A 13795-nucleotide genomic window follows, 5' to 3' on the forward strand; every position below is an offset into this window, starting at 1 on the left:
TGGCGCTCTGGAAACCTTCCGTACCATCAATGGAGGAGCAGGAGAGGATGGCGCTATGGCCCTCACCAAGCCGACCAAGCGCGGCAGGCGCGACCACCGCGTCCCGCAGAAGCAGGTCAGCCCCGTCCCCGACGATCTCGTCGCGGACGAGCCCAAGCCCTCGGAGGACAGGCTGCCCGAACGTCTCGAGGACCAACTGCTGCAGATGTGCCTGGCGTTCCAGGAAGCCGATTATCGGGCGGAGATCCACAACTGGCAGGTCGTCGTGAGCCCTGCAGCGAACAGGGAGCACGTCGACATCATCGACAGGCTCTCCGATCTTCTGTACCCGTTGAAGCTGGCCAACCGCTGGCGCTTCCACCAGAGCTGGGGGGTTCACATCCCACCGCAGCCCGACCTGCGACTGCCGGACCTCATGGTCGTGCCGGAAAGGGCCGAAGCGTTCGACGAGATGCGCGCTCACGGGCGCAGCCTCCTGCTGGCCGTGGAGGTGTGCTCGTTCAGCACGCGCAAGGTCGACTGGCAGGAGAAGCCACTCGACTACGCGCGGGCGGGCGTGCCGCTCTACCTGATCGTGGACCCCCTGGCGACTCCACGCACGGTGACCCTGATGAGCGACCCGCTCCCCGACCTCGGCCCCCGCGACGACCGGCAGCCGTACCAACGGATCGTCACCGCCGAGGAGGGCGAGGTGCTGGAGCTGCCCGAACCGTTCGGGATGAAGATCGAGACGAGCGCGCTCTTCGATGAGGTGGTCAGTCCTCCGGAACCCGCTGAATGAGCGTGGTGAGACCGTCCGCGTCGAGGAGATCCACGGGCCGGACGGTCTCGTTCGAGCGCACGTAGTGGAAGGCCGCCCCGACCTTCTCCAGCGGCACCCCCGCCAGCGCCGCCCAGGCCACCCGGTAGGCCGCGAGCTGCACCGACGCGGTCTCGGCGGCCCTGCCCTGCGGCCGTTCGCCGGTCTTCCAGTCGACCACCACGTAGCCGTCGCCCTCGCGGAAGACCGCGTCCATCCGCCCGCGCACCAGACGGTCGCCGATCATGGTCTCGAACGGGACCTCCAGGTCGACCGGCTCACGCGCGGCCCACTCGCTCTCCTCGAACCGCTCCTGCAGCTCGGCGAGCTGGATCTCGGTCTCCGACAGCTCGTCGGCGGCGCCGGGCAGCTCCAGGTCGTCGATCAGGCGCTGCTGGCCCCAGCGCGACTCCAGCCACCGGTGGAACGTGGTGCCCCGGCGCGCCAGCGGAGCGGGTTTACGCGGCACAGGCCGGCGCACCTGCCGGGCGAACGCCGCCGGGTCCTGGGCCAGCGTGACCAGCGACGACACCGACAGTCGCGACGGCAGCTCCACGACCGCCCCGGCCCGCTGCCGGTTCGTCTCCCGCTCGCGCAGCAGCAGGTCGGTGTCGCGCGCCCAGGCCCGCAGCCGCTCCCGATCCCGGTCCCTGAGCAGGGCGTGACCATCCGCCGCCGGGGGCGGGGCGTCGCCCATCATCGCCTCCTCCACGAGGCGGGCGCCGTCAAGGATCGCGTCGTGCACCGTGACGGACGGCCACTCGGCCACCGGCGGCTCGGCGAGCAGCGGATTGTCCGTGCTCTCCGTGTCCTCGGCCCACCGGACGACCCGGGCGCCCGCCTCGCGGATCTCCCGCAGGAAGTCCGACGGCTCCAGCGGCCGCGACGAGGAGCCCCAGCGGTAGCCGGAGGCGATCAGCAGGTAGTGCGCCCGGGTGACGGCGACGTACGCCAGCCGCCGCTCCTCCATCAGGTCGCGGTCGCGGCAGCGCTCGTCGAAGGCACCCAGCGCCTCCCGGTCCAGCCCGGCCAGCTCGGGCAGGTCCGCGCTGTCCCCCCGCAGCGGGTACGGCAGCTTGCGCGGGTTCTCCGTCCACCGCGAGTTGGTGACCGGGGTCGCGGGGAACATGCTGCCCCTGATCAGCCCGCCCTTCTGCGAGGTGAGCTGCGACAGGCCCGGCACCACCACGACCGGCCACTCCAGTCCCTTGGACGCGTGGACGGTCATCAGCTTGACCGTGTTGCTGTCGCCGACCCGCCCGGCCTCCAGCCCGAACTCCTCGCTCTCCGCCGCCTTGAGGTACGCCAGGAACGCGCCGAGCGTCGGGTCCTCCGAGTCGCCGGCGAACCGGGAGGCGGCGTCGAGGAAGGCGTCGAGGTCGGCGCGGGCGGCGAGCGGGCTACCGCCCCTGGCGGCGACCTCCACGTCGAGACCGAGCCTGCGCTCGATCTCGCTGATCAGGTCGGGCAGCGGCTGCCCCGCGTGGCCCCGCAACCAGCGCAGCTCACGGGCGACGGCGGGCAGCCGCATCCGCGCCGGCGGGGAGAACCGCTCCAGCCAGTCGGGCCGGTCGGGCAGCTCGTCGAGCGCGTCGATCAGGCTGCCGCGCTCCTCGGCGAGGTCGGCGACGACCTGGTCGAGCGGGTCCTCCGGCCGTGGTCCTCCCCTGGCCTGCCTGATCTCCTTGTTGAGCTCGCGGGCCAGGTCGCCGAGCACCTTGAGGTCGGCCGGGCCGATCCGCCAGCGCGGGCCTGCGAGCAGCCGCACCAGCGCGTCCCCGGCTGTCGGGTCGTACAGGGCCCGCAGGGTCGCGACGATGTCGGCCACCTCGGGCACGGTGAGCAGCCCGCCGAGGCCCACGACCTCCACGGGGATTCTCCGGGCCTCCAGCGCCCGGCGCAGGGCCGGGAACTGCGACCGCTTGCGGGCGAGGATCGCGACGTCCTGCGGCTGCAGGGCGGGGCCGCGCTTGGCCCGCTCGCCCTCGCCCCAGGGCAGGCCGTCCGGGGCGCCCTCGCCGTGCAGCATGCCGGCCAGGCCCTCGGCGATCCACTCCGCCTCGTCCTCGGCCGTCTCGTGGAAGGCGCACAGCACCCGCCCCCGGCCCACCCGGTTGCCGCCGGGCACCAGCACCGGCACCTCACGGGCCTCCTCGCGCAGGGGCGCCTGGATCCGGGCCGCGACGCCGAGCACGTGCTCGCCGTTGCGGAAGCTGACCGACAGCCGCCGCACCTGTGCGGGCTCTCCGGACGCCGCCGGGAAGTCCCGGGGGAACCGGGACAGGTTGCCCGCCGACGCGCCGCGCCAGCCGTAGATCGACTGGCAGGGGTCGCCGACCGCCGTGACCGGGTGGCCCCCGCCGTACAGCGAACGCAGCAGCACGAGCTGGGCGTGGCTGGTGTCCTGATACTCGTCGAGCAGCACGACGGAGAACCGGGACCGCTCCGACGCGCCGACCTCGGGATGCCGCGAGGCGATCCGCGCGGCCAGCGCCATCTGGTCGCCGTAGTCGATGACCTCCCTGGACCGCTTGAGCCGTTCGTACGCCTCGACCATCGGCAGCAGTTGCTCGCGGACGGCCTGGGTCTCGACGGGCTTGCGCTGGTCCTTGACGATGCGCCCGGTGAGCGAGGCCAGGCGCTCGCGCAGCCAGTCGCCGACCTCGCGTACGTCCGACGGTTCGCGCAGGTGCTCGGCGAGCTCTCCGGCCAGCTCCAGCACGGCGGCGGTGACGCTGGACGGGGACAGGTCCACCCGGTCCATCGGCCCGTCATACTGGCCCACCACCCGGGCCGCCATCTGCCAGGCCACGGCGGGCGTGACGAGCCGCATCGTGGGCTCCAGCCCCTCGCGCAGCGCGTGGTCGGTCACCAGCCGGGCGGCGTACGCGTGATAGGTGGAGACCGTCGGCTCGGAGTCGAGCAGCTCGGGCTCGACCAGCCCGGCCGCCGCCAGCCCCGCCAGCCGCTGGCGCACCCGCTCGGCCAGCTCGGCGGCGGCCTTGCGGGTGAAGGTGAGGCCGAGGATCTGCTCGGGCCTGGCCAGGCCGTTGGCGACCAGCCAGACCACCCGCCCGGCCATGGTCTCGCTCTTGCCGGACCCCGCCCCCGCCACGACCACCATCGGCTCCGGCGGCGCCTCGATGACGGCCGCCTGCTCGGGGGTGGGCGGGAGGATCCCGAGCCGGCCGGCCAGCTCACCGGGCGTCAGCACACCTGTCCTCCGTTGTCGTTCACAGGGCAGGCGATTTTAGCGGCACAGGTGCGGCAGCCGTCGTTGACCGTGGCGACGAACACGTTGGCGGACATGCCGGTCGCCACCGTCTTGACCAGCTCCTTCGCCCAGTCGGGCTCGGGGTCGTCGGCGAGCGCCCGCTGGGCCTGCTCCTTGGCGTCGGCCGACTGGCCCGCCGCCTTGCCCAGATGCAGCAGCGACGCGCCGCCCGGCTGGGTGAGGCCGTGCCGTTCGAACGCGCCGAGCGTCGTGGCGAGCTGATACACCCCGAGCTGCGGGTGCCGGTCGATCTCGGTGTCCTTGGGCTTGCCGCTGCCGGTCTTGATGTCGATGATCAAGGCTCGGCCGGCCTCGTCCCGCTCGACCCGGTCCACCCGGCCGGTGATCTGGATGTCGTGGCCCGGCACCCGTACGGTGAACGCCTCCTCGACGGCGACCAGATCGCGCTGTTTGTCCTTCTGCCACCGGACGAACCTGTCGACCATCTGCTCGGCGACGCGGCGCTGCTTGCGGTTGAACCACAGCCCGCCGAAGTCGAACTGGTCCCAGATGTCGTCGAGCCGCTTGACGTAGTCGGTGCCGTCCTCGGTGGCCATGGCGGCGATCGCGTGGACGACAGTGCCGAGGTTCTGGGTGACGTTCGACGACCCGGCCCCGACCGCGGTCTCCAGCATCCAGCGCAGGCCGCACTTGGTGAAGCTCTCCACCGACGACGGTGAGATCTGCACGACGTCGTCGGGCCAGCCGAGCGGCCGGTCGTCGGAGATCGGGGTCAGCGCGTACCACTCGCCGGGATTGGCCCCGGGCACCCCCGCCTGGGCCAGCCTGGCGAGGTGCGCGGCGGCCTCGCGGCGCATCGCCTCGGACTTGCTCGTGTCGCACACTGCCGCGCGCAGGTCCGCGACCAGCGCCGGCATGCTGAGCCACCGCGCCCGGTCGTCCACGGTCGCCGCCTCCACGCCGCCGGGCAGCAGCTCGGTGAGGAACCGGGAGGGCCGTTCGTCGGTGTCCTCGCCGCCGACGGCCGTGACGACGAGCTTCCTGCGGGCGCGGGTGGCCGCGACGTAGAACAGCCGCCGTTCCTCGGCGAGGAGCTTGGACGCCAGCGCGGCCGTCGCCGCCTGCGTGGTGTCCAGCGCCGAGCCGCCCGCGAACTCCACCCCGCCCGCCAGATCCACCAGGGCCTCGGTGCCGAGGAGCGAGCCGCGCAGGCGCAGGTCGGGCCACAGGCCCTCCTGGACGCCGGCGACCACCACCACGTCCCATTCGAGACCCTTCGACCGGTGCGCGGTCAGAATCCGTACGGCGTCGCCCTCGGGGGCCGACTCGGCCAGCGAGTCGCCGGCGATCTCCTGGGACGTCAGGTCGTCGAGGAACACCGCGACCCCGGCCTTGGGCAGCCGGTCGGTGAAGCGGGCCACGTGGTCGAACAGGGCCACGACGGCGTCGAGATCGCGGTCGGCCTGGGCGCCCCGGGCCCCGCCCGCGAGGCTGGCCTCGGTCCAGCGCTCCGCGAGCCCGCTGGCCTGCCAGATCTCCCACAGCGTCTCCTCGGCGCCCTGGCCGTGCCGTACGGCCTCGCGGGCGGTCGCGATGAGCCGCGCGAGCCGTTCCGCCGGCGCCGCGACGTGGGGCTCGACGCCGCCCAGCTCCCGGGCGTCGCGCAGCGCCGCGACCAGCAGCTCGTCCGACGAGCGCGGGGTGAAGGGCAGCGGCGGCTGACCCGCCTCCTCCGCGGCGGCGGCCTCCGCGGCGACCGCCTCGTGCTCGGCGATCCGCAGGGCGCGGCGCAGCCGGCGCACGCCGATCATGTCGGTGCCGCCGAGCGGACCGGTCAGCAGTTCCTCGGCGGTCGCCACGTCCAGCGTGGACGGCGCGGCGGCGATCCGCAGCAGTGTGATCAGCGGCCGGACGCCGGGCTCCTGCACCAGCGGGAGCTCGTCGCCCGCGACCACGACGGGCACCCCCGCGGTGACCAGCGCCCGCCGCAGCAGCGGCACGTGGCGCACGGCGCTGCGCACCAGCACCGCCATGCGCGACCACGGCACCCCGTCGAGCAGGTGCGCCCGGCGCAGCGTGTCGGCCACCACCGCGGCCTCCTGGCTGGCGCTGTCGGCCAGCAGGACCTTCACCTCGCCCGGCTCGGCGTCCTCCAGCGGGATCAGGTCGCGGTGGCCGCCGGTCCTGTTCTCATGGCCCGGCACGGCCGGGAGGCGGCCGGCGACGCGGCGGGAGGCCTCCAGCAGGGCGGGGCCGCTGCGGCGGCACACCCGCAGCGCGACCACCGGGGCGTCCCGCCCGTCGCGCGTCGGGAACCGCTCGGGGAACCGGAGGATGCCCTGCACGTCGGCGCCGCGGAAGCCGTAGATCGACTGGTCGGGGTCGCCCACGGCGATCAGGTCGCGGCCGTCTCCCGCGAGCTGCCTGAGCAGGAACTCCTGCGCCGGGTCGGTGTCCTGGTATTCGTCGACGAGCACCAGGTCGTACGCGTCCCGCTCGCGCCGCCGCACCTCGCCGTCGGCCAGCAGACCGGCCGCCTCGCGGATCAGCTCGGAGTAGTCCAGCGCGGGCACCGGATCGAGGTCGAACCGGTCCTGATAGCGGTAGGAGAACAGCCCGGCGGCCTCCCAGTCGGGCCTGCCGTGCTCGCGGCCTAACCGCACCAGCGCGTCGCCGTACAGGCCGCGCTCGGCCGCGCGGGACAGGAAGTCGCGCAGCTCCTCGGCGAACCCCCGGGTCTTGAGCAGCTCCCGCATGTCCGGGGGCCAGTGCCGCGCGCCGTCCTCCAGCTCGCCGTGCAGCAGCCGGCGGATCTCCAGCAGCTGCTCGGGGCCGGTGAGCAGGCGCGGTGGCGGCTCACCGGCCAGCACCGCCTCGCGGCGCAGCAGCGCGTACGCGTAGCTGTGGAAGGTGAGGGCCAGCGGGGTCCTGGTGGTCCTGCGCATCCGGGCGGTGATCCGCTCGCGCAGCTCGCCGGCCGCCTTGCGGCTGAAGGTGAGGACGAGCACCCGCTCGGGGTCCACGCCGCGGCGCTCGACCCGGTCGACGACGGTCTCCACGATCGTGGTGGTCTTGCCGGTGCCCGGCCCGGCGAGCACGAGCAGGGGACCGCTCTCGTGCTCGACGACGGCGCGCTGATGTTCGTCCAGCACGGGAGCGGCGCGGCGTCCCACTCCCCCGCGACGCACCAGCCGGTAGTTCTGACCACTCACAACACAGCATTCCACCAGATCACTGAGACAGATCGTGCCCGAATGCCCACTCGGTGTCCCAGTAGGGCGGATCAGCCGGCCGTCGGCACCCGTACGTCCGGTTTATCCAGATCGCCGCGCTGGGCCCGCCAGAGCCGGGCCAGCACGCGGCCGGTCGGAGAGGCCGGATCGGCGGTGTACATGACGACCAGCAGGTCGGGGTCCCCCGGCAGGGCCAGGGTCTCGTACGCGAAGTCGAGATCGCCCAGCTCCGGGTGGCGCAGCAGCTTGACGCCGAAGGTCTTCTCGGCGACCCGGTGCTCCTCCCACAGGCGGGCGAAGTCCGGATCGGCGGACAGATCGGCGACAAGCGGGCCCAGCAGCGGGTCGTCGGGGTGCATCCCGGCGTACAGCCGCAGATAGGAGATGGCCTCGGCGGCCACGGCCGGCCATTCGCGATAGAGGGTGCGCGCACGCGGCGTCAGGAACGTCTGGCGGGCCATGTTGCGCTCGCCCTCGGGCATGTCCGAGAAACCGGTGACCGCGTCGGCGAGTGCGTTCCAGGCGAGCACGTCCATCCGGGGCCCGAGGACGAACGCCGGCACGGAGTCTGCCGCGTCGAGGAGCATCCGCACCCCGGGCCGGACGTGGCCGAGAGGAGCGCGCCGGTCGTCCGGCGGGCGGAGGAGGCGGCGCAGGTGTGCCCGCTCGGTGCCGTCCAGGCGCAGCACCCGCGCGACCGCGTCGAGCACCTCGTCGGAGACGTTGCGGACGCGCTGCTGCTCCAGGCGGATGTAGTACTCCGCGCTCATGCCCGCGAGCAGCGCGACCTCCTCGCGCCGCAGCCCGCTGACCCGCCGCCGCCCGTGCGCCGGGAGGCCGACGTCCTCGGGCCGGATCCGGGCCCGGCGAGAGCGCAGGAACCGTCCCAGATCGCCATCCATGACGTCCAAGCCTAGTACCGGCTTTACCAGGAAAAAGCGTGTGCTGGGTATGCCCGGCCCGCCCCGGCAGGGTGGCTCTCGTCAACCTCGAACGAAGGAGTCACCGTGAGCTACGAGAACCTGGCCGGACGCGTCGCCGTCGTCACGGGGGCCGCCAGCGGCATCGGAGAGGCGACGGCACGGCTGCTGGCCGCCTCCGGCGCGAAGGTCGCGTTGCTCGCCCGCCGCGCCGACCGGCTGGAGGAAGTCGCCGCCGCGGTCGGCGACGTCCTCGGCGGTCAGGGAGGTGATGACTTCGTACATCCCGGCGAGCTGCGCCCCGAGCTCCCGGATCGCCTACACGGTCAGCCGGGCACGGCACGTCGACCTCCGTCAGGTCGTCGCGCTTCCGGCGAACCAGGTCTGAGCGGGCAGACCGATCACGGCGCCTGCGGCCGGACGACCCGGGTGCCGGAGAGCAGGTCATAGGGCGTCCTGCCCGAGGGCAGGAAAAGGGCGCCCAGCCAGGCGAACATGATGACGTAGACGATGATCGTCAGCACCAGCAGAGACCCGGGCGGGTTCGGGGCCGCGGTGGCGAAGCCGTACGCGACGGTGTGCCCCAGTTCCCACGGCAGAGCGATCTTGGCGGTGTTGCGCAGCAGCGCGCGCCCGAAACCGATCGGTCCCCCCGAGCGGGCGTCCACGACGATCAGGCCCCTGACCCGCTTCCCCGGCGTGGCCTGGAAGCGGCCGGACTCGCGCCGGGCGCACCACAGGGTCACCGGCGCGATCAGGAGGAGGAACGAGACGAGGTTCCACAGGCCGACGGGCAGCCGCAGTCCCGCCGAGTAGACGACCACGCCGACGGGGACCAGGAGCAGCGGAAGGATGAGGATGAACAACCAGTCGATCAGCCAGGCGGTGATGCGGCGCCAGGCCGGTGCGCGGGTCCCCCCGATGAATGATGACGAAGTCGACATGGCGTCCTTTCATGAACGTTCAGGACGCTACCGGGGTGGAGCGGAGGAGGCACCACTCATCACGGAGAAACCGGCATGCGCGGCCGGGTGATCCGGGCCCGTACGAGGCCGATGAGCGAGGGACCGCCCCAGAAGCACCACAGGGCGATGACGGGGTCGCAGACGGCGCAGCCGAAGGACGAGTCGTGGGCGAAGGGGATGATCGGGCTGCCCTTGAGGTGGTGGAGGACGTCCCAGGCGGTGTGCAGCAGCCAGGCGATCCCGATGAACGTCCACGACTCCAGGCCGCGGTAGGCGCAGTAGGCGACGAGGGCGGTGAAGGGGAACTCCCAGCCGCCGAGGCCCCCGCCGCTGAGGTAGGCGGCCCCCGCCCCACCCACCATGATCGCGTTGAAGCGGCGGCGGGCCGGTTCGGGGATCAGCGACATCAGCACGGCGTAGGCGAGGCCGATCAGGATCGGCAGGACGAGATTCATGGTCGTGCGGCTCTCTCGGATGGCTGTCGTGAGCGCGAGCGGCGTGCCCGCGCCGGACAGCCAACCAGCCGGCCGCATGCCCGCCCAGGGGCATTGGCGTCACATGCCGACGGGATCCCGCCAGGCCGCCTACGCGGACGGCCGTCCCTCGCCGGCCACGCCTGTCCCCTGGGGATCTCCTCCGTCCGGCACCGGTGCCTCGCGATCCTCGGCGTTCCCGGTGCCGGTCAGGAGGAGAACACGTGGTCGATGACCCGGGCGGTGGCCTTGCCGTTGTCGTGCGGCGCATAGGTCCGCGCGAAGGCCGCGTAGCGGTCGGCCAGCTTGGCGGTCACCGCGTCGATGTTGCGCAGGGCCTCCACGACCTCGGGCGAGGTCTCCAGCCGCAGCCCCGGACGCTGGGACTCCAGGTCGAGGTACAGCCCGCGGGACGAGCGATACTTGGCCAGGTCCGGCGTGAACAGCACGACCGGCCGCCCGGTCGCCACGAAGTCGAACATCACCGAGGAGTAGTCGGTGACGAGCACGTCGGCGATCAGCAGCAGGTCGGCCGTGTCGGGATAGGTCGTCACGTCGATCGCGAAGCCGTCGTGCGCGTTCACGTGCGGGAAGGCCTGCATCATGTGGCCGCGGACCAGCACGACGTGATCGGCGCCGAGCGCCCGCTTCGCGTCCGCCAGGTCGAGCTTGACCGTGGCGTTCCTGCGGTCGTAGTCGCGGTAGGTCGGCGCGTACAGGACGACCCGCTTGCCCTCGGGGATGCCGATCCGCCGCCGGATCTCGGCCGCCATCGCGTCGCGGTCGCCGGAGACGAGCACGTCGTTGCGCGGGTAGCCCGACTCGAGGATCTCGCCCTCGTAGCCGAACGCCTTGCGCAGGACGGACGACGCCCACGGGCTCTGCGACAGCAGCAGGTCCCAGCCGCGGACCTCCACCGCCTGGCGGTGCCAGACCGGGGGCCGGGGCTCGCGCTTCATGTGGGCCTGGTCGCGGCCGATGTGCTTGACCGGCGTGCCGTGCCAGGTCTGCACGCACACCTGGTCGTCGCGGGTGCGGAACCACTGCGGCATGAAGCCGTTGGACACGATGTAGCGGGCGCGGGCCAGCGCCTCGTAGTGCTCCCGGCTGCCCTCGCGGACGACCGTGGGCGTCACGCCGTCGCCGAGCCCCAGCTCGCGCGAGCCCGGCGGCACGAACGCGCCGTCCCTGACGACCCAGATGTGCTCGCCCTCGTCGCCGCGCCGCACCCGCTCCTCGTAGATGGCGCGCGGATTGTCGGAGTAGGCACGGCCATCGAAGGAGACGTAGACGGTGGCCTCACGCAGCGGCCGGGCGCGCTCGGCGGGGTAGAACGTGCGGCTCAGCGCCCACACACCCGCCGCGCTCCGCTCGTCGCCGGGCCGGTCCTCGGCCGCCACCAGCACCGGCACGTCATAACGGGTGGCGACGAACCGGTAGACCCGGCCGCCGATGAGCCGGGGGCTCTCGTCCAGCGCGTCGAGACCGGCGTGGTCGAACCGGACGGGCACCATCGCGGGGCCGTACCGGCCGGGCGGGGCCACCGAGATGTTCCAGGTGCCCTCGGCCAGCGGCACGGCCGACCCGAAGCGCGGCATCGCGCCGGGCGACAGCCGTACGGTGAAGCGCTCGCCGTCGCGCTCCAGAGGCACGCGGATCGTGAGCCCGCCCCGGTGTCGCAGCACGAGGTCGCGCGGGCCCTGGTCGGGGTCGGGGTAGCGGCCGGTGAGCGTGATCGACTCGTCGTGCCACTCGGCCGAGGTGATCACGGGCAGGATCTTGTGACCCGAGATGACGACCCGGTCGCGCCGGTCGCCCTGCACCGTGATCTCGCGCTCGCCGAGCAGCAGGCGGGTCTCCTCCGCGCCCTCCAGCATGACGGCGGCGGCCGGGTCTCCCTTGGGCTCGACCCACAGCCGACGGGACTCGGCGTTGAGCAGGGTGCCGACCGCGAGCGACAGCGAGAACCGGCTGCCGCCCTCGACCGGGGTGAAGTCGGCAGACATGCGGTGACCGCCGACGCGGGCCTTGCCCTTGGTGACGGGCCGGCCCGGCAGGAAGCCGGTGAGCTCGATGTTGTCGCCGTTCAGCCGCACGCCGGTGAGCTGGGCGCGGGTCGGCTGGTAGACCACCTGCAGCGCCTTGTCGGAGGTCCACACGGGCCGCACCCACCAGCGCGGGCGCACCTGGAGCCCGGCCGGGCGCTCGGTGCGGCCGATCACCGGGCCGCGCAGCACGCCCTTGGCACGGGCGGCGCGGCTCCAGATCACGATCTCGGCCCGCCAGGTGGTGGTGTCCTGCACGATGTGGCGGCGGCGCAGCACCCGCTTGGCGCCGCGCACCAGGGCCCGCACCCCGGCACGCCAGCGCAGCGCGAACGGATGCACCTCGGCGGTGAAGCCCGCCCAGTCGTAGTTGCATCCGGGCTCGCGGGCCGCGTGGGTCGCCTCGGGGCGGTAGGTCCTGCGGGTCTTCATCGTGATCCGGGGCAGCCAGCGGGGGCCGCGCAGCACGACGGTGGCGCGGTTGAACCGCCCGCTGCGGACCGACAGGCCCGCGATGTAGGCGTGCCCGGTCACCCTCAGGCGGTTGCCCACCCAGGTGATGTCGTCGATCTGGGTGACCGGCACGAGGTCGGCCGCCCGCAGGCGCAGCAGCGAGGGGTCGGCGACCTCCACCGGCAGGTCGGCGTACCACCGCAGGCCCCGCCGCACCCGGCGGGAGGGCTCGGCCGCGGCGGCGGCGAGCTTGGCCAGCGCGTCGCCCTCGGCGAGCTCGCCCGGGTCCTGCGTCTCGATCAGGTGGCAGGCGACCCGGCGCCCGACCGGCAGGTCCCGCTTGACCTTCGGGTCGACCTCCGCGAGGTAGGGGCGCAGCGCGTCGATGGTCTGACGGCGGCGGGCGGGCCCGCGTTTGGCGGCGGCGTCGAGGCGCAGACCCAGGGGACCGACGATCGCCTCGCGGTCGACCTCCCGGCGCTGCGCGGGGCTGAGCCCCTCCGCGCGCACGAGCGCGACCAGCGCGTCTATCGGCTCGCCCCGGTCGTATAGCTCCTGGACAGCCCGCAGTCGTTCAGCGACGGCGTCGCTCGTGGGTGCGGGTGTCATTCGGGAGGCACCACCCTTCGCCAGACCTGGTTTCAGAAAATGGTAATGCCCTCAGAACACTGCCAGACCTGACTCGCGAAAGCCTGTGGATTTCCTGTGAATCAGCGGGTGACACCCCTGTGGCACCGGGTGACGAGTGGCACTACGGGGAGGGGAGTGACACCGATCCGACCGCCCGGGGCGCGGATCGTCAGGCCCGAAGTCAGCTCTGGAGCCGGCGCCGGAGGGGCGTTACGATGATCACCGTCACGGTCGCTCCCGGCCGTCCCAGCGGGCCGCACGCATGTCCGCACGCGTGCCGCGGTGCGGCGTGCCCTCCTCCCGCCACCGGGCGAGGCATTCGGCTTCGAGGCCGGCCGCCGGGGTGCCGTCGGCGTGGATCACGCGCCACCAGGGCACGGCTCCGCCCCACAGCGACATCACGCGGCCGACCTGCCGGGGACCGCCCTCGCCGAGATACTCGGCGACGTCCCCGTACGACATCACCTTGCCGCGCGGGATCCGCTCGACCACGTCGAGCACCCGCTCCGCGTACGGCGGCGGCTGGCCGCGGCCGTCCCTCAAGCGCTCCACTCGGTCGGCCCGGCCGCGAGGATCTCTTCGAGCTTGCCGAACTCGTACGTGGACGATCCGTTGATCTGCTCGACGACGCCGTTCCTGATGCCGTACGCCTCGCCGTCCTCACCCACGAGCCGGGCCCCCATGAGATCGGTGAGAAGTGCCAGCTGGGCGACCTGCCAGTCGGACCCGGGCTGGCCGGAGAGCCGCCCCGACCAGGTCGCGATCTGATGCACCGAGTCGCCGTGGCGCGCGACGACCTCGCCCGCCTCCTGCGACCCGCGCAGCTCGAATCCGGCCCGTGCCGAGACGCTCGCGAGTTCGGCGTAGGCGAGCGGTGCATCCCGCTCTACGCGCAGCTCGTACCCCATGAGCCGCGACCTTAGCGAAATTTGACCGGGCTCTGTCACCGGAAACACGAACATCGGGAAGACCGCGTCCGAAATGCTGCAGAACGGCGGCCAACATGTGATCACCGGCGGCATTCGGCGGACGGCGGCTTCCG

General features: G+C 73.0%; 10 protein-coding genes. 2 read left to right on the plus strand and 8 right to left on the minus strand.

Annotated features, from left to right (window positions below; translation table 11 throughout):
* Window positions 1–55 precede the first annotated feature (55 nt).
* Entirely contained in the window at window positions 56–781 is a 726-nt protein-coding gene (locus tag OHB01_RS04185) for a Uma2 family endonuclease (protein ID WP_142650711.1), read from the plus strand.
* Here the strand turns inward: OHB01_RS04185 and OHB01_RS04190 are convergent.
* From OHB01_RS04190 to OHB01_RS04200, 3 genes are all read right to left on the minus strand, one after another.
* A complete protein-coding gene (locus OHB01_RS04190) occupies window positions 756–4013 on the minus strand; it encodes an ATP-dependent helicase (RefSeq protein WP_142650712.1) in 3258 nt (1085 codons plus the stop codon). The genes OHB01_RS04185 and OHB01_RS04190 overlap by 26 nt on opposite strands.
* Window positions 4007–7246 carry an ATP-dependent helicase gene (locus OHB01_RS04195; RefSeq protein ID WP_142650713.1) on the minus strand — a complete coding sequence of 1080 codons (3240 nt, stop codon included), beginning with the start codon at window positions 7244–7246 and terminating at the stop codon, window positions 4007–4009. The genes OHB01_RS04190 and OHB01_RS04195 overlap by 7 nt, the downstream gene beginning before the upstream one ends.
* 71 nt (window positions 7247–7317) lie before the next feature.
* Complete coding sequence (locus tag OHB01_RS04200) at window positions 7318–8169, minus strand: helix-turn-helix transcriptional regulator (protein WP_328854955.1); 852 nt, start codon at window positions 8167–8169, stop codon at window positions 7318–7320.
* 105 nt (window positions 8170–8274) lie between these two features.
* Here OHB01_RS04200 and OHB01_RS39830 point away from each other — a divergent pair, with 105 nt between their 5' ends.
* The gene (locus OHB01_RS39830) at window positions 8275–8637 is read left to right on the plus strand and encodes an SDR family oxidoreductase (RefSeq protein ID WP_405394589.1); all 363 of its coding nucleotides are present in this window, start codon (window positions 8275–8277) and stop codon (window positions 8635–8637) included.
* Here OHB01_RS39830 and OHB01_RS04210 read toward each other — a convergent pair.
* The 5 genes from OHB01_RS04210 to OHB01_RS04230 form a co-directional block, all read right to left on the minus strand.
* Window positions 8589–9131, minus strand: a complete 543-nt coding sequence (locus OHB01_RS04210; RefSeq protein ID WP_142650714.1) for an RDD family protein — start codon at window positions 9129–9131, stop codon at window positions 8589–8591. The two genes, OHB01_RS39830 and OHB01_RS04210, sit on opposite strands and share 49 nt — an antisense overlap.
* 59 nt (window positions 9132–9190) lie before the next feature.
* Window positions 9191–9685, minus strand: a complete 495-nt coding sequence (locus OHB01_RS04215; RefSeq protein ID WP_205830872.1) for a DUF6010 family protein — start codon at window positions 9683–9685, stop codon at window positions 9191–9193.
* A 149-nt stretch (window positions 9686–9834) separates the two neighbouring features.
* Complete coding sequence (locus tag OHB01_RS04220) at window positions 9835–12732, minus strand: CDP-glycerol glycerophosphotransferase family protein (protein ID WP_142650715.1); 2898 nt, start codon at window positions 12730–12732, stop codon at window positions 9835–9837.
* Between the two features lie 246 nt (window positions 12733–12978).
* The gene (locus OHB01_RS04225; protein WP_142650716.1) at window positions 12979–13296 is read right to left on the minus strand and encodes an MGMT family protein; all 318 of its coding nucleotides are present in this window, start codon (window positions 13294–13296) and stop codon (window positions 12979–12981) included.
* The gene (locus tag OHB01_RS04230; RefSeq protein WP_142650717.1) at window positions 13293–13661 is read right to left on the minus strand and encodes a hypothetical protein; all 369 of its coding nucleotides are present in this window, start codon (window positions 13659–13661) and stop codon (window positions 13293–13295) included. The genes OHB01_RS04225 and OHB01_RS04230 overlap by 4 nt, the downstream gene beginning before the upstream one ends.
* Between the last annotated feature and the right edge of the window lie 134 nt (window positions 13662–13795).

Origin of the sequence: Microbispora hainanensis, assembly GCF_036186745.1 — a bacterium.
Lineage (GTDB): Bacteria > Actinomycetota > Actinomycetes > Streptosporangiales > Streptosporangiaceae > Microbispora.